The sequence below is a fragment of the Brevibacillus nigriterrae genome (assembly GCF_049846925.1).
In the GTDB taxonomy this organism is placed as follows: domain Bacteria; phylum Bacillota; class Bacilli; order Brevibacillales; family Brevibacillaceae; genus Brevibacillus_H.
This window is the reverse complement of record NZ_JBNCMT010000002.1, coordinates 145449-160654: the sequence shown is the minus strand read 5'-3', so window position 1 is coordinate 160654 and position 15206 is coordinate 145449. Positions and strand designations below refer to the sequence as shown.

The 15206-nt window shown below is 44.9% G+C and carries 16 protein-coding genes; 11 read left to right on the top strand and 5 right to left on the bottom strand.

Annotation, left to right across the window (positions count from 1 at the left end):
* The first annotated feature begins 2 nt into the window (after positions 1-2).
* The 9 genes from ACPW7N_RS02510 (at position 3) to ACPW7N_RS02470 (ending at position 10619) form a co-directional block, all read left to right on the top strand.
* A complete protein-coding gene (locus tag ACPW7N_RS02510; RefSeq protein ID WP_425649426.1) occupies positions 3-1193 on the top strand; it encodes an MFS transporter in 1191 nt (396 codons plus the stop codon).
* A 170-nt stretch (positions 1194-1363) separates the two neighbouring features.
* Positions 1364-2362, top strand: coding sequence for a LacI family DNA-binding transcriptional regulator (locus tag ACPW7N_RS02505; protein ID WP_425649425.1), 999 nt, complete (start codon positions 1364-1366; stop codon positions 2360-2362).
* A 3-nt stretch (positions 2363-2365) separates the two neighbouring features.
* The gene (gene rbsK, locus ACPW7N_RS02500) at positions 2366-3283 is read left to right on the top strand and encodes a ribokinase (protein WP_425649424.1); all 918 of its coding nucleotides are present in this window, start codon (positions 2366-2368) and stop codon (positions 3281-3283) included.
* Between the two features lie 13 nt (positions 3284-3296).
* Positions 3297-3692 carry a D-ribose pyranase gene (gene rbsD / locus ACPW7N_RS02495; RefSeq protein ID WP_425649423.1) on the top strand — a complete coding sequence of 132 codons (396 nt, stop codon included), beginning with the start codon at positions 3297-3299 and terminating at the stop codon, positions 3690-3692.
* Positions 3693-3708: 16 nt separating this feature from the next.
* The gene (locus ACPW7N_RS02490; protein ID WP_425649422.1) at positions 3709-5214 is read left to right on the top strand and encodes a sugar ABC transporter ATP-binding protein; all 1506 of its coding nucleotides are present in this window, start codon (positions 3709-3711) and stop codon (positions 5212-5214) included.
* Positions 5207-6163: an ABC transporter permease gene (locus ACPW7N_RS02485; protein WP_425649421.1), complete on the top strand. Its 957-nt coding sequence runs from the start codon at positions 5207-5209 to the stop codon at positions 6161-6163. Before ACPW7N_RS02490 ends, ACPW7N_RS02485 begins: the two co-directional genes overlap by 8 nt.
* Positions 6164-6187: 24 nt before the next feature.
* The gene (gene rbsB, locus ACPW7N_RS02480) at positions 6188-7129 is read left to right on the top strand and encodes a ribose ABC transporter substrate-binding protein RbsB (RefSeq protein ID WP_425649420.1); all 942 of its coding nucleotides are present in this window, start codon (positions 6188-6190) and stop codon (positions 7127-7129) included.
* 280 nt (positions 7130-7409) lie between these two features.
* Positions 7410-7961 (top strand): GNAT family N-acetyltransferase, encoded by a 552-nt coding sequence (locus ACPW7N_RS02475; RefSeq protein WP_425649419.1) that lies wholly within the window; start codon positions 7410-7412, stop codon positions 7959-7961.
* A 93-nt stretch (positions 7962-8054) separates the two neighbouring features.
* Positions 8055-10619 carry a bifunctional diguanylate cyclase/phosphodiesterase gene (locus tag ACPW7N_RS02470; RefSeq protein WP_425649418.1) on the top strand — a complete coding sequence of 855 codons (2565 nt, stop codon included), beginning with the start codon at positions 8055-8057 and terminating at the stop codon, positions 10617-10619.
* Here the strand turns inward: ACPW7N_RS02470 and ACPW7N_RS02465 are convergent.
* A complete protein-coding gene (locus tag ACPW7N_RS02465; RefSeq protein ID WP_425649417.1) occupies positions 10574-11437 on the bottom strand; it encodes a metal-dependent hydrolase in 864 nt (287 codons plus the stop codon). The two genes, ACPW7N_RS02470 and ACPW7N_RS02465, sit on opposite strands and share 46 nt — an antisense overlap.
* A 190-nt stretch (positions 11438-11627) precedes the next feature.
* Between ACPW7N_RS02465 and yhfH the strand changes: the two genes are divergently transcribed.
* Entirely contained in the window at positions 11628-11759 is a 132-nt protein-coding gene (yhfH, locus tag ACPW7N_RS02460; protein WP_425649416.1) for a protein YhfH, read from the top strand.
* A gap of 65 nt (positions 11760-11824) precedes the next feature.
* Here the strand turns inward: yhfH and ACPW7N_RS02455 are convergent, their stop codons facing one another.
* Positions 11825-12703, bottom strand: coding sequence for an SCO family protein (locus tag ACPW7N_RS02455; protein ID WP_425649415.1), 879 nt, complete (start codon positions 12701-12703; stop codon positions 11825-11827).
* Positions 12704-12934: 231 nt separating this feature from the next.
* Here ACPW7N_RS02455 and ACPW7N_RS02450 point away from each other — a divergent pair, with 231 nt between their 5' ends.
* Positions 12935-13630 (top strand): oxidoreductase, encoded by a 696-nt coding sequence (locus ACPW7N_RS02450; protein WP_425649414.1) that lies wholly within the window; start codon positions 12935-12937, stop codon positions 13628-13630.
* On the opposite strand, the gene ACPW7N_RS02445 is transcribed toward ACPW7N_RS02450, so the two are convergent.
* The 3 genes from ACPW7N_RS02445 to ACPW7N_RS02435 form a co-directional block, all read right to left on the bottom strand.
* A complete protein-coding gene (locus tag ACPW7N_RS02445) occupies positions 13581-14204 on the bottom strand; it encodes a Rossmann-fold NAD(P)-binding domain-containing protein (protein ID WP_425649413.1) in 624 nt (207 codons plus the stop codon). The genes ACPW7N_RS02450 and ACPW7N_RS02445 overlap by 50 nt on opposite strands.
* Positions 14205-14255: 51 nt before the next feature.
* Complete coding sequence (locus tag ACPW7N_RS02440; protein ID WP_425649412.1) at positions 14256-14456, bottom strand: Rossmann-fold NAD(P)-binding domain-containing protein; 201 nt, start codon at positions 14454-14456, stop codon at positions 14256-14258.
* A gap of 121 nt (positions 14457-14577) precedes the next feature.
* Positions 14578-15123 (bottom strand): NADPH-dependent FMN reductase, encoded by a 546-nt coding sequence (locus tag ACPW7N_RS02435; RefSeq protein ID WP_425649411.1) that lies wholly within the window; start codon positions 15121-15123, stop codon positions 14578-14580.
* Positions 15124-15206 lie beyond the last annotated feature (83 nt).

The following is a 15206-nucleotide window of genomic DNA, read 5'->3' as shown; positions in this document are numbered from 1 at the left end:
AAATGAAAAACGCATGGCAATCATCTACTTTCCGCATATTTCTAACAGGCCAAATGATGACACGAACAGGCGATTGGATTGATCTGGTTGCTCTCAACTGGGCCGTTTTTCAACTAACGAACTCTCCCATCCAGCTTGGAATTGTGAATGCTTGTCGGCTTGTCCCCGTGTTTCTGATGAGTGTTCCTGCAGGCGTGTTGGCTGACCGATACGATCGACGCAAGCTGCTGATGTTCACACAGGTGAGCATGATGGCTCTGACATTCTTGTTAGGCTACTTGATCCATCTGGAAGCTTCTTTTTGGGTGTTTACGTCAATCGTTACGTTACGGGCGATGATCAGTGCAGTAGAAGTTCCTGTATCGAATGCCTTGTTGCCCAACCTTATTCCAGCCAGTTGTCTTCAGAGTGCCATTGCGTTGAATACGACGATTCTCAATCTGTCACGGATCATTGGTCCGGCAATTGCCGGAGTGCTCTTGGGCTATCTGGATATATCCACGTTATTTTATATCAATGGGTGCAGTTCGATTGGTATCCTGCTGTGTCTCCAGTTGATTTCCACGGTCTCTGACCAGAAGCAGAGTTTGCTTAAAGCAAAGAAGCAAGGAGATCTTCAGGAAATGATCGCTTACCTGAAGGAACATACAATCGTCCGCAACCTGTTATGGATGGCAATTTTGCCGATGGTCTTTGGTTTCCCTTACACCAGCATGATGCCTGTTTTCGCTAGTGAACTGCTAGGATTAGAAGCAAAAGGCTTTGCATTACTGTTGTCCATATCGGCTGTCGGTGCGATTCTCGCAAGCATTTGGCTTTCCTTTGGCAAGGCGATTGCTGGAGCAGGGAAATGGCTGATCACATCCATAATTGGTTTTGGCTTGTCACTTGTTTTGTTTGTTAGCAGCTCTTCTGTGGTAATGGCAGGGATAGCCATGTTTTTGATCGGAGCCACAAGTCAACTCTATCGAACGATGAGCAGAATTACGATACAGCAACAGGTCCCGGATCAATTGCGTGGACGAATCATGAGTATTGCATTGATGGATCGTGGCTTTATTCCGTTGGGGGCACTACTGATTGGCACAGTTGCTGAATGGGCAGGAGCCTACCATGCTGGATTGCTGATGGGTATGGGGTGCATCCTGGTCATTGGTTTTGTGTTGTGGAAACGAGAGATTTGGAATATATAGCCGTTAAACGAGCATGACCGTTTTAAAAAAAACTTGACGAACAAATTGCCATGTATTAAGTTTATATCATAATCAATGTGTAACCGGTTACACATTCATAAGCCTATCTTTATGGCTTTTTTTTAATAGAATGTGTAACCGGTTACACATCAGTATCGGTGGTGAGCTTATTGGCTACGATTCGGGATGTAGCAAAACTGGCCGGTGTATCGGTTGCGACGGTGTCTCGTGTACTTAATAAAAATGGCTATGTAAATATTGAAACCGAACAAAAAGTAACCAATGCAATAAAACAGCTTCAATATGAGCCAAATGCCGTTGCTCGCGGGTTGGCCGGCAAGCAAACAGGAACCATTGCCCTCATTCTTCCTGACATTAGCAACCCATTCTTCCCGGAGGTAGCCAGAGGAGTAGAGGATGTTGCGCATAGTCATGGGTATACCGTTATCCTGTGCAACTCAGATGACCAGGGCTCTAAAGAAAGAAGCTATATCGAAGTTCTGAAAAAGAAATATATTGATGGAATCATCTTCGCCTCTAGCACGCTTGAAGATGAAGATATTACACAAATGCGCAAAAGCAACATCCCGCTTGTACTGTTGGACCGAGCGCCGAACAAGGAATCTTGCAGTGTTGTCCGTGTCAAAAACTACGAGGGAGCACAATTGGCGGTGCAGCATCTGCTTGAAATCGGCTGCAATCGCATCGCTCACATCTACGGCCCACAAGATATGATAACGGCGAGACAACGTCTGTCAGGCTATGAAGATGCGGTCAAGTCATTCGACTGGTTCTCTCCAAGTCTGATGGTCGAAGGAAACTTTCGCATCGATGGGGGCCAGCAAGCGATAGAGACACTGATCAATCGACATCCTGATATTGATGGATTATTTGCTGGCAACGATCTGATGGCAGTGGGTGCGGTAAAGGCGTTGACACGGCTGGGGAAAAAAGTGCCTGAAGATATTGCTGTCATTGGATTTGACGGAATCGGATTGACGGAAATTGTAGAGCCTGAACTAACTACAATTGCACAGCCAATTTACGAGATGGGCAGATTGGCTGCGACAACCTTGATCCAGAAGATTACGGGTGAGAGGATCGACAATCAAATTCGCGAGTTGGATGTGAAGCTGATCGTTCGAGATTCAACCAATAGGAGTAGATGAACAATGAATCAACCGAACATAGCGGTAATTGGCAGCTTGAATATGGACATCGTGATCGAAGCAAACCGGTTACCTGCCCTTGGCGAGACACTGATGGGGAAACAGGCGCATTTTATTCCTGGTGGAAAAGGTGCCAATCAGGCAGTAGCTACAGCAAGATTAGGTGCAAGAACAGCCATGATCGGTGCAGTCGGGGGCGACGGCTTCGGAAAAGAGTTGTTACATGCCCTGAGTCAGGATCAGGTGAATACCGATGCAGTGAAAACAGTAGATGGAACGGCCACGGGGATTGCATCCATCATGCTAGCTGAAAATGATAACTGTATCGTCGTAGTGGCAGGTGCCAACGCAACCTGTTCGCCTGAAGATATTGATCGACACCTGGACAAGGTAGAAGCTGCCGACGTTGTTTTGCTTCAGTTGGAAATTCCGATAGAGACTGTCGTTTATGCAGCCAAGAAAGCAAAGGAGTTGGGAAAACAGGTAATCCTGAATCCTGCTCCTGCAAGGGAATTGCCTGAGCAGCTTTACGCATGCATCGATGTCATCACTCCGAACCAAAGTGAACTTGGTTACTTAAGTGGACTTGCCGTCGATGAGACAAACGTGGCAGATGCCATGCGGGTGCTTGCATCCAAGGGTGTTCGTCAGGTGGTTACTACGCTGGGAGCTAACGGTTCTGCAATCCTCACTGATGACAATCAGTTTGAGCGGATTGCCGGCTACAAAGTGGACGTTGTGGATACGACGGGCGCGGGAGACTCATACAATGCCGGCTTGGCCTATGCGTTGGCAACGAAACAAGACTTGAAGCAGGCAGTAGAATTCGCAAGTAAAGTAGCGGCTCTGGCTGTTACCAAACTGGGAGCACAAGCTGGCATGCCGACAATGGAGCAAGTGAAACAATTTCGAAACGAATAAGGGGCCTTTCAACATGAAGAAAATCGGCATATTGAATAGCGAAATTTCCAAAGTGATTAGTGAAATGGGGCATATGGACCAAATCGTCATTTGCGATGCAGGACTGCCAATTCCGGATCATGTCAAGCGCATTGATCTTGCTTTGACAAAAGGAGTACCCGGTTTTGAAGAAACACTGAAAACCGTACTGACTGAATTACAGGTGGAAAAAGTGATCTATGCGGAGGAACTTGCAGAGAAAAGTCCACAGATTCAAGAGCAGATCGATGCCCTGTTCCCTGATACAGAAAGTCAGCGCATTCCTCATGATAAGTTCAAGGAACTGACCAGAAATGCCAAGGCAATTATTCGTACGGGTGAATTTACACCGTATGCCAATATCATTCTGCAAGCAGGAGTAGTCTTCTGAGAAAGAAGGTGATTTCATGTCTCAATATTTGCTTGAGATGAAGGGAATTAGCAAATCGTTTCCAGGAGTGAAGGTACTGGAGGATGTGCAGTTTTCGTTACAAGCAGGAGAACTGCATGCGTTAATGGGTGAGAATGGTGCGGGTAAGTCAACTTTGATGAAAATTCTCGGGGGAATTCATGCCAAAGACAGTGGCGAAACCTTGATTAACGGGCAAGCTCACGAGATCAATTCAACCAAAGATGCCTCCGCACTTGGTATTTCGATCATTCATCAGGAACTGAATCTTATTCCTTACCTGAGCATCATGGAAAATATGTTTTTGGGTCGGGAATTCACATATGGACGGACCAAGTTTGTCAATTGGAAGAAAATGCGTGAGGAAGCCCAACGCTTTCTGGATATTCTTGAGATTTCTATCGATCCAGGCACACTAGTCGAAGAGTTGTCAGTCGGTCAGCAGCAGATGATTGAAATTGCGAAAGCGTTATCAACAAATGCCAATATCCTCGTACTAGATGAGCCAACCGCAGCGTTAACGGATCGTGAAATCGCATCGCTGTTTACCATGATTGAATCACTGAAACAAAAAGGTGTCGGGATGATCTATATTTCCCACCGGATGGAGGAAATCTTCCAAATCAGTGATCGCATTACAGTGCTTCGAGACGGCAAGTATATTGGCACACGGACAACCAGCGAGACCAACATGGACGAGTTGGTGAGAATGATGGTGGGACGTGACATCAAGGATCGTTTCCCTAGCATTGACAAGACCATCGGACAAGAACGGATCAGAATCGAGAATCTGTCGACGAAAACGAAGCTCAAAGACATTTCCTTCTCCGTAAAAAGTGGAGAGATCGTTGGAATTGCCGGTCTCATGGGAGCAGGTCGAACGGAGCTCGCCAAAGCGATTTTTGGTGCGGATCCAAGGTCAAGCGGTTCTATTTATGTGGATGGAGTTAAAAAAGAGATCGCCAAACCGAGCGATGCCATTCATGCGGGAATTGCGTTGGTGACCGAAGACCGCAAACAGGAAGGCTTGATTCTGTCACTGTCCATCCGTGAGAATCTCTCGTTACCGAATTTGGGTGACCTGTCGTCTACAGGCTTCATGAGCAAGTCAAAAGAGGCAAGATTGTCTGATGAGTCCATTCAAAAGCTACAGATCAAAACACCTCATGCAGAACAGATGGTTGGTTCGCTGAGCGGTGGGAATCAGCAGAAAGTGGTCATCGGCAAGTGGTTGGCGACCAAGCCTAAAATTTTGATTCTGGATGAACCGACACGTGGTGTGGATATCGGAGCCAAAAAAGAGATTTACGACATCATGAATCAGCTTGCAGGACAAGGAGTTGCCATCCTCATGATTTCATCAGAATTGCCTGAAGTCTTGGGTATGAGTGATCGAATCATCGTCATGCACGAAGGTCGTGTCACTTCTGAAATGACCATCGAAGAGGCGACACAAGAAAACATCATGCATGCTGCGACGGGAGGGGGAGACCAAAATGAGTAAGGATGGACTTCTAACCAAAAAAACAGGAAACGTTTCAATTATTCAACGTATGGGGCCATTGCTGGGATTGGCAGTCATATTCATCGCTTTATCGGTGATCAGCTCCGACTTTTTGACAGTAAGTAATATGTTCAACGTACTCAGACAAATTTCCATTAACGCTCTGATTGCGTTCGGGATGACATTTGTTATTTTAACCGGGGGAATCGACCTTTCTGTGGGAGCAATCCTCGCCTTGGCGAGTGCTGTCACCGCAGGCTTGATGAAGGGCGGAATGGATACATCACTCGCCGTTTTGATCGGTCTGTTGATGGGTACGATCCTCGGTGCAGTGAATGGATTGTTGATCTGGAAAGGGAAGGTGGCACCTTTTATTGCAACACTTGCCACGATGACTGTATTCCGAGGTTTGACGCTTGTCTATACAGAAGGGAAACCGATTACGGGATTATCCGAAGACTTCGCTATGATCGGTAAAGGGTTTTTCTTCGAGATTCCTATGCCAATTATCTGGATGATCCTTTCCTTTGCTATTCTTTACATCATTCTCAAACATACGACATTTGGGCGTCATGTGTATGCCCTTGGCAGCAATGAGGAAGCAACAAGACTATCAGGAATTAACACAGGAAAAGTAAAGGTACTGGTGTATTCCATCAGTGGTCTGCTTGCTGCAGTCAGTGGAATTATCCTTACCTCCAGGCTTAACTCAGCCCAACCAACTGCTGGAGCTTCCTATGAACTGGATGCGATTGCAGCGGTTGTGCTCGGGGGCACGAGCCTTGCCGGGGGAAAGGGATGGATCGTGGGAACACTAATTGGTGCCATGATCATCGGTGTGTTAGATAACGGTCTGAACCTGCTGAACGTCTCTTCTTTCTACCAATTGGTGGTTAAGGGTGGAGTCATTCTCCTAGCAGTTCTTTTGGACCGATCAAAATCTAAATAATCTATTGAGAGGGGTAAATCAGACATGAAAAAGTTTTTCAAAATGGCTTTGGCGTCTTCCATGATGCTGATGGTGCTGGCAGGCTGTTCCACTCAGTCCAACGTAGAAAAAGGAAATGCGGGTACAACTCCACCACCAGCAGCGACAGATAAAGTGACGATTGGTTTGTCAATTTCTACATTGAACAATCCGTTCTTCGTTTCCTTGAAAGAGGGAGCAGAAAAAGCAGCAAAAGATGCAGGTGCTGAATTGATCGTAGTTGATGCACAAGACGATACAGCTAAGCAAATTAGCGGTGTAGAGGATTTGATCCAGAAAAAAGTAAGTGTTATTCTGATCAACCCAACAGACAGCGCAGCGATTGCGACTGCGGTAGAATCTGCGAACAAAGCAAACATTCCAGTAATCACAGTTGACCGTGCTGCTGAAGGTGGCCAAGTGGTTACCCATATTGCTTCTGATAACGTAAAAGGTGGAACAATGGCTGGTGAACACATTCTCCAGGCAATCGGTGGCAAAGGAAACATCGTTGAATTGCAAGGGATCGCAGGAACTTCTGCAGCTCGTGACCGTGGTCAAGGTTTCCACACGGCTGTTGACGGTAAAGAAGGCGTAAAAGTAGTTGCTTCTCAACCGGCTGACTTCGACCGTGCAAAAGGTTTGAGCGTAATGGAAAACATTTTGCAAAGCAACCCAGACGTTCAAGCAGTATTTGCACACAACGACGAAATGGCACTTGGCGCATTGCAAGCAATTGAAGCTTCTGGCAAGAAAATCCTGGTTGTAGGTTTTGACGCAACAGATGACGCAGTAAAAGCAGTAAACGAAGGCAAAATGGAAGCAACTGTTGCTCAAAAGCCAGCAGCAATCGGTGAAACGGCTGTTCAATCTGCTGTAAAAGTAGTTAAAGGTGAAAAAGTGGAGAACTTTATCCCGGTTGACTTGGAACTCGTAACAAAAAAATAATGTCTCTACCAAAGAGCAGACAGGATCTATCGAACATTCGATAGGTCCTTTTTTTATATGCTATCATCATACCAATTGATCGGGATGTCCTCTAAAGCAGCGTGTATCAGATCACCGATAACGAGAATCCGCTTATGCTTGTTGACCCGTTAATTCGTAATATTCTTGGAAACATGCAAAGAACCTGCCTTCCTAAAAATGTCATGATCTTGATCATTGAAAATCTCTCTAATACCCAGTATGTTGGTAGAAGAGAGTGATATCAAGGGAGAGAATAGAAATGTTTCAATGCCAAATCGATCAACACATTACCTTAAGATTACCGGTACCAGAAGACGCACCAAAACTGTTCGCCCTGATTACCCGATCCAAAGACTATTTGCGTCCTTGGCTTACTTGGGTAGAAATGACTCAAAACCTCAAACATTCGCAGTCATACATAGAATATTTACGCAATCAATTCACAGCCAAACGAGTCTGTAAGGTTGGAATTTGGTATGATGATGAGATGGTTGGGGAGGTAGGCTTCACTTTTATCAATGGCAAGGACCGATCTGGTTCTCTCACGTTTTGGGTAGCAGAAGAATATCTGCGTCGAGGGATTGCTTCCAAGAGTTGCCGAGCCATGATTCATTATGGTTTTGAGCAGTTAGGACTGAACCGGGTGGAGATTGCTATTGCCAAAGACAACAAACGAGCAATTGCTTTGGCCAAAAGCCTCGGGTTCGAAAAAGAAGGGATTCTGCGGGAGGCAGAGTGTCGATATGAAAAATACGTTGATGTAATCATGTTTTCCATGCTTGCAGATGAATGGATGAATGTAAAATACTAGAAACGGTTGCCGACTGCTGAAGGTCTCTTCATAGTCGGCTTTTTCTTCTTGAATCGGAAAGGTTCTCTATCACTTGGAGGGTGAGTCGCTAACATGGACAAATTATCGACGGAGTTGGAGACGTACGATAGAAAGAGAGCAGAAAGAAACGCTATTCTGATTGCCCTGATCCTGTTGGTTTGCTTTTTTCTGGCACGCCATCTTGTAAACATCTGGTATTTAACTTTTACTCCGCAATACTACCTTGGTATCCATACACTTGTAGAGTTTTTCAGCATTACGGTTTCATTTGCGATCGCCATTCAATGTTGGATGATCTTCCCGCATACGGTATCAAGCCAGCGTCTTTTGATCGGTGCGGTCTTTTTTGCCATCGGGTTCCTTGATTTATTCCATACCCTTACTTATAAAGGGATGCCCAACTTGATTGAAGCAAGCTCAGTTGAGCAGGCGACATGGTTCTGGATTATGGCTCGGCTGACAGAATCCGTTGCTCTCTGTATTGTTTTCCTTCGCCGTAATCACCCTATCCCCAAAACAAAACGTAAAATCGCCTTTGTTCTCCTGGCATCCTATTTGTTGGCTGTATCCGGGACAATTTTTACAAGTGCAAGCGAACTTCCGCTTCTTGTCGTTGAGGGTCAAGGTACGACACCTTTGAAGAATGGTCTTGAATATTTCATCAGCTTTTTACACCTGATTACGGCACTCCTGTTGCTCTCACGTTATCACCGAACTAGAAAACTCCCAAATTTGAAGATGGCACTCGCCATGTTTATCTTGCTGTTAAGCGAACTGATTTTTACATTGTATGTGAGTGTCTACGATTTTTACAACATTCTGGGACACATGTACAAAGTCATTGGCTATTACTTTTTGATGAAAGGCATATATATCGCTACCATTGAAGAGCCGTTTATCGCACAAAAGCGGGCGGAAGAAGAGGCAATCCGGCATCAGAAAAAGCTGGAGATCATCACTTCAACAGTCGGAGAAGGGTTGTATGTGCTGGATCGTGAGGGATGCGTAACTTTCTCCAATCCGGAAGCAGAACGTTTGATCGGGTACAAAAATGATGAGGTTCTTGGTCAAAACATGCACATGCTGTTACACTACAAAAAATCAGACGGGGCAGAAAATGTTTTTGCAGAATGCCCGATCTATCACACGATTCTCACCGGTCAACCACAACGTATTGAAGATGATTTTTTCATTACAAAAAACAGGCAGCTAATACCTGTTTCGTATGTTGCGACACCTATTCGAGAAGGCGGGAAGGTTACTGGCGCTGTTGTCGCATTCAGTGATATTACCGAGCGCAAGCAATATGAGGCCAAAATCAAGCATCAAGCGTACTTTGACAGTCTGACAGACCTGCCCAACCGACAACAACTGATAGAAAATCTGCGTCAGTTGATTGAGCTGTCCTCTGCGAAGAATAGCAGCTTTGCCATCATGTTTCTAGATTTAGATCGGTTCAAAAATGTAAACGATTACTTTGGCCATGCTGTTGGTGATCTGTTGTTGCAATCGGTTGCCTATCGTCTCGTTCACTGTCTGGGGACTGACGCCCAGGTGTACCGACTGGGAGGCGATGAATTTGCAGTAGTTCTACGGGACGTATCGAACATTACGCAAATCACAACCCCTACTTCACGCATGATTGAAGAGTTTTCGATTCCATTCACATTGGAGGGAAGAGAAATCTTTATCACGACGAGCATTGGGATCAGTTTGTATCCGTTGAATGGAGAAGACGAAGAAACGCTGATTCGATGTGCTGACATGGCGATGTACTATGCAAAAGAGATGGGCAAAAATAATTATCAGTTCTATACGAATGATATGAATCAAAAGGTGTCAGAAATACTTGAACTAGAATCACAACTGTATCAAGCACTCGACCGAAATGAACTAATTGTGTATTATCAGCCGCAAGTCGAGATACATTCCGGTCAAATCATGGGAATGGAGGCATTGGTTCGGTGGATGCATCCAGAACGAGGGCTCGTACCGCCAGGAGAGTTCATCCCGCTTGCTGAAGAGACGGGACTGATTGTTCCCATCGGCAAATGGGTATTGTACACAGCCTGCAAACAAAATGTGGAGTGGCAAAGAAAAGGCTTTGCGCCTATGTTGATCTCAGTCAATTTATCTTTGCGGCAAATGCAGCAGGATAATCTGGTGCAAATGATTCAGGAGATATTGGAAGAGACGGGGATGGATCCGGGGTATCTGGAGCTAGAAATTACGGAAAATATCGCCATGTTCAATGAAAGCTACGTCATATCAAAGTTGAACAAAATCCGGAGTTTGGGGATTCAAATTGCGATTGACGATTTCGGGACAGGCTATTCCTCTCTTAGTTATTTGCGCAAGTTCCCGATTAATACTCTGAAAATTGACCGTTCGTTTGTCGATGGCATTCCAGTGGATAAGGGTGCATCTGCTATCGCAGCCTCGACCATTACTCTTGCGCAAAGTTTGGACTTGCATGTCGTTGCAGAAGGGGTGGAGAACCTGGAGCAGTTGCATTTCCTCGAAACTCAGAAATGCAACCGTGCCCAAGGCTATTATTTCAGCAAGCCGATTCCGGCCGAACAATTTGAGGATTACTTGCTTACATATTCGGAAAGAAACGACTCACCATCGCGATAAAAACGAGGATCAAAAATTCCAAGCTGTTTCTCGTCATTTACGACGACTACCAGAGGAGCCCATTTGTACAGTGTTTGGGCTTCTTTGTTTTGGGCAAAAAGCTGACGAAGATCTGTTTGATCAGCAGACTGGAAAGATTGGAGATGTTTCGGTTCCGTCCAAAGAGAAACCTGTTGAATCTCGACAATGCCTTCATTTTTGCCAATCAATTTGAAGCTGCCTGGGACGAAATCTGCAGATAAGGCAATTTGCTGGTAGTTGGATGCGTAGTTATTTGCCAAAATGCCGCCTTGTACGGTTTGAATCAGAAAATGCAGAGCGATGAGGCAACCCACCGTCTTGAAAATACGTGGAGTTGACCATTTTCGCAGTCGTGTGGCTACGAAGCCACCTGCGATGATCAGCCAGACGACAAAATCAATGATCGGCACGGTTCCAAAGGCGAGGCGCTTTTGTGAAAATGGCTCAAAATACCCCGTCCCCCACGCATTGAAGTTATCACTTGTGATGTGAATAAAGACTGCAAGTAAAGCAATCCAGTATATCTTGCTGTCTCGAATTCGCCAGATAGCAAAACAGATTGCGCTAATCAGCAGGGCCCAGAGGGGAGCGAGAAATACGGAATGTGTGATGCCCCGGTGCCACATGAGATATTGTCCATTCACATCCCACCATTGGGAAATCACATCAATATCAGGTATCTGGCTTCCTACCAGTGAAGTGAGAAGCAAAGATCGTTTCATCGGTTTGGACATCTGCTCTTTATTAATCGCTTGATAAATAACGAGACCAAACAAGGTATGTGTAACTGTATCCATCGTTGATTCACTTCCTTCATGTAACCCATAGTATCATCCATTTACCAGTTACGGATGAGGAAGTACTGAAGTTACAAGAAAAATACAGTTTGAGTCGAAAAAAATGCGCAACTGTTAGAAAACAACTATTTACATTTTTTATCTGTTATAATACAATGGAAGTAAGAACTGAGGAGCAGGGGGAATCAAAATGAAACCAGTTGCTGAATTTTATCGCAATATTCCCAAAAAAGAGTGTGCATGCTGTGGGCATGAATGGGAAGAACAGCATGAATCCTATTTGTACGAATGCGAGCGCTGCATGAATTTACAAGATGAATAACAATATAAAAGAGAGCTACCTACACGTAGGGACTGACCCCGTAATGTAAGATAGCTCTCTTTTATTTATTTGGTAGATACTTCGATCAGTTCGTCAATATCGATGTTGCTTACGCTGAATTCGTGTGTCAGTTTTCCGTTTTTATCAAAGATAAAAGTTTTGTTATCATGCAGTACTTCATTATTCTCTTTCTTGAACTGTACGCCAAGTGCATCGGTGAATTTGCGCACGTCAGCAAGTGATCCTGTCAGCATTTTGAGGTAGCTCATATCGAACTTCATTCTTTCTGCATGTTCGAGCATGGCTGCTGGGGTATCGACTTCCGGGTCAACAGAAACGGAAACGAGTATGATATTTTTGGTGTCGATTCCCTTCTCTGCGTAAGCAGATTGCAGCTTTTTGAAGTTGCCTAGAAGCACTGGGCAAGCATTTGGATCATTGCAAAAAACATACGTGAACGTCATGACTACCGTTTTGCCCTTCAAATCCTTTTCCGTTACCTTGTTGCCGTTTTGATCGATTAGCTGAAAGGCGGGCATGGTTAGTTCTCGATTGGATTGGTGAGCATTTTGCACGGTGCGAATTTTTGCAGTGAAGTTTTCAGTAAAGGTTGCTTTCTCATTGTTATAAGTAACCTGGACGGTTGCGACCCAGTCCCCATCCATCGGGAGTTTGGGCAGAGCCAGATACTTGCCAGATTCGATTTCTTCTGCCGCAATCTGAATCTTGCCGTGGTCCATCTGCTTCATCTCCAAACTGGCTTCGACCAGTGCACCGCTTAACGGATTACCATCTTTGTCCTTTACCGTAAATTGGAGTGGCATCGGGTTTCCCGCATTATAGGTGGCGGGTGCTTTCACAGTCACATCCCACTTGGGCGTACTGCATGCAGACAAAACGAGAAACGATAATAATAGAAACGGATATATGATCCATTTTTTCATGAGTAACCTCCTGATCAACCTGTTGAATACTCTAGACCGTATTGTACGATGCTTTTTAATAACATAATGTGACATAAGTCATTGTCTAATACAAGTCATGTGAAATCTTTGTGTCTTTCACTATTGAATGAAAAGAGAATTTGCTTGAAAGATAGGAAGTAGAGGATAAACATGATTTTGCGTTGAATCGTTTTAAAAAAGGGTTGAACGACTAAGAAGAAGGAGGAAAGCATGTCCCTCAAATCAGCGCTCTTATTTGGTGCCAGTGGGTTGGTAGGCAGTCATCTGCTGCAATATCTTTTGCGAGATGAAAGATATTACCGAATTGATATTGTAGTTCGTACCCCCCTTCCACTTAACCATCCCAAGCTTCAGCAGCATGTTATCGATTTTCATCAGCTTGAGCAGCATCGTGAACTTTTTGCTGTCGATCATGTATTTTGCTGTTTAGGCACGACGATCAAGAAAGCTAAAAGCAGAGAGGCATTCATCCAGGTAGACAAGACGTATCCGCTTGAGATTGCCTATCTTGCCAAAGCGTCAGGTGTGCAGCAATTTCACGTGATTACAGCAATGGGCTCGAATTCTACTTCTTCTCTCTTTTACAATCGGGTAAAAGGAGAGTTAGAGAATGAATTGCGTAAAATCGATTTTCCTTCGCTGCTTATTTACCGCCCTTCACTATTACTTGGCGACCGCCATGAATTCCGACTGGGAGAAAAGATAGGGAGTATCATTTTTAAAGCTGCCTCCTTTGTAATGATAGGACCGCTTGCCAAGTATAAAGCAATTGAAGCAAATATCGTCGCCAAAGGAATGCTGCATACTGCGCATCGGGAGAAACCCACAGGTGTTGTTATTCTTGAATCGGAAGAAATCAGGCGAATAGCAACCGCTCCAGAAGAGTATCCAATGATTCGAAGGTGAAACCAGCAGCTATGGCTTTCGCTACATTAATAGAGAGATCATTCGGGAGGGCATAGGGGGAACGGGCTTCATTTTCACCGTCGGGAACTATGTTGACTTCGCCTCCCAGCGTTTCTTTGATCCGGTTCAGTAATGCAGAGATCGAAATATCATCGCTGCATCCGGCATTGTATGTACCCGTCAGGTTGCTTCTGCCAACCCAGCTCAAGAACTTGCCCGCATCAGCAGACGAGATGAAACTGTATCTGGCATCTGGATCAGGGGCAACAATCGGGAGACCCTGTTTCACACGGTCGACATGGAAGGCAAATCGTTTGGTGTAATCATCAGGCCCGATGACGAGCGGAAAACGGACAGCGACAACTTCGAACGGAGCATGCTGAAAGAGCACGGCTTCTGCTGACCGTTTGGCTTCTTGATAGCCTTGCAAACCCGGATACTGCGTGCGAGGTCCCATCGAATAAGCGTATGTGACTGGATCGAAATCTTCTTCTCTGCGAGCTGCTTCGAAATCGTAGACTGCCATGGTAGACGTGAAAATATAGCGCTTGATCCTGCCAGCGAAAAGCTCCATCGTTTCTTTTGCTTCCAAAGGAGAATAGCAGGTCTGATCAAAGAGAAGGTCTCACTCTCCGGTTGCAGCGGCTGCTTCTACCGTTTCTCGCTGTACCCGGTCCAGTTGGATACGTTTTACTTTGTCACCAAAAGGGTCTGGTGTTTTTCCACGAGTTGCAATCGTTACTTCGAAACCGAAATCTAGCAAATCCTGTACTAAATGCTTACCAAAGAATAGGGTGCCGCCGAGAACAATTGCTGATTTCATCATGAACAGCTCCTTTTTTGCTACAATTTCGAATTTTTCTTTTAAAAAATTTTAATCGATTGAAAATAATAAATCAATGAGCAGATCTATGCGTAATGCATGACCTGCCCATCGTCGTTTCGTATTATACTCTTGCTTTCTTACTCACTAATTCAGTCATCGTCACAAGCTCTTGAACCAGTGACTGTACTCTCGCTTGTGCATCCTGATGGCTGAAATCGCCTTGTTCGTTAAAGTGAACGGGATCAGCTACGAACTGATCGGGCAGAACGAGACCGTAAACTCCACGCATCACTGTGCGGAGGTTGTTTAGAGCGTTGATCCCACCTTTGCCACCACCTGCTACTGCGGCGATTGCCACTGGTTTGTTCTTGAACTGTTTGCCACCCAGGAAATCGAGCGCATTCTTGAGTGCTCCACTGATTCCGTTGTGGTACTCCGGAGTTGTCAGAAAGAAACCATCTGCTTCTTGAGCCGATTGGACAAGCAACTGGACTTCATTCAGTTGATACTGTTCAACATTGCCATTATAGAGAGGGAGAATTTGTTTCCCAACATCAAAGGTTACGAGTTCAATATGATGTTTCTTAAGCTCCGAAGTAATAAATGAAGTAAGTCCTCGTGTACGAGATACTTCGGTTGAGCTGCCGTTCAATACGAGTATTTTCATTGGAAAAATCCTCCTCATGCTGTTATACCTACATTATGGCATATGAAGAATATATTGTAAACATTTTGATTTAATAACTTTAA

Bases quoted from the DNA above. Each gene is read 5' to 3' on its own strand.
- ACPW7N_RS02510 (WP_425649426.1), top strand. From the start codon at position 3: ATGAAAAACGCATGGCAATCATCTACTTTCCGCATATTTCTAACAGGC.
- rbsK (WP_425649424.1), top strand. From the start codon at position 2,366: ATGAATCAACCGAACATAGCGGTAATTGGCAGCTTGAATATGGACATC.
- rbsD (WP_425649423.1), top strand. From the start codon at position 3,297: ATGAAGAAAATCGGCATATTGAATAGCGAAATTTCCAAAGTGATTAGT.
- ACPW7N_RS02490 (WP_425649422.1), top strand. From the start codon at position 3,709: ATGTCTCAATATTTGCTTGAGATGAAGGGAATTAGCAAATCGTTTCCA.
- ACPW7N_RS02485 (WP_425649421.1), top strand. From the start codon at position 5,207: ATGAGTAAGGATGGACTTCTAACCAAAAAAACAGGAAACGTTTCAATT.
- rbsB (WP_425649420.1), top strand. From the start codon at position 6,188: ATGAAAAAGTTTTTCAAAATGGCTTTGGCGTCTTCCATGATGCTGATG.
- ACPW7N_RS02475 (WP_425649419.1), top strand. From the start codon at position 7,410: ATGTTTCAATGCCAAATCGATCAACACATTACCTTAAGATTACCGGTA.
- ACPW7N_RS02470 (WP_425649418.1), top strand. From the start codon at position 8,055: ATGGACAAATTATCGACGGAGTTGGAGACGTACGATAGAAAGAGAGCA.
- ACPW7N_RS02465 (WP_425649417.1), bottom strand. From the start codon at position 11,437: ATGGATACAGTTACACATACCTTGTTTGGTCTCGTTATTTATCAAGCG.
- yhfH (WP_425649416.1), top strand. From the start codon at position 11,628: ATGAAACCAGTTGCTGAATTTTATCGCAATATTCCCAAAAAAGAGTGT.
- ACPW7N_RS02455 (WP_425649415.1), bottom strand. From the start codon at position 12,703: ATGAAAAAATGGATCATATATCCGTTTCTATTATTATCGTTTCTCGTT.
- ACPW7N_RS02450 (WP_425649414.1), top strand. From the start codon at position 12,935: ATGTCCCTCAAATCAGCGCTCTTATTTGGTGCCAGTGGGTTGGTAGGC.
- ACPW7N_RS02445 (WP_425649413.1), bottom strand. From the start codon at position 14,204: ATGGAGCTTTTCGCTGGCAGGATCAAGCGCTATATTTTCACGTCTACC.
- ACPW7N_RS02440 (WP_425649412.1), bottom strand. From the start codon at position 14,456: ATGATGAAATCAGCAATTGTTCTCGGCGGCACCCTATTCTTTGGTAAG.
- ACPW7N_RS02435 (WP_425649411.1), bottom strand. From the start codon at position 15,123: ATGAAAATACTCGTATTGAACGGCAGCTCAACCGAAGTATCTCGTACA.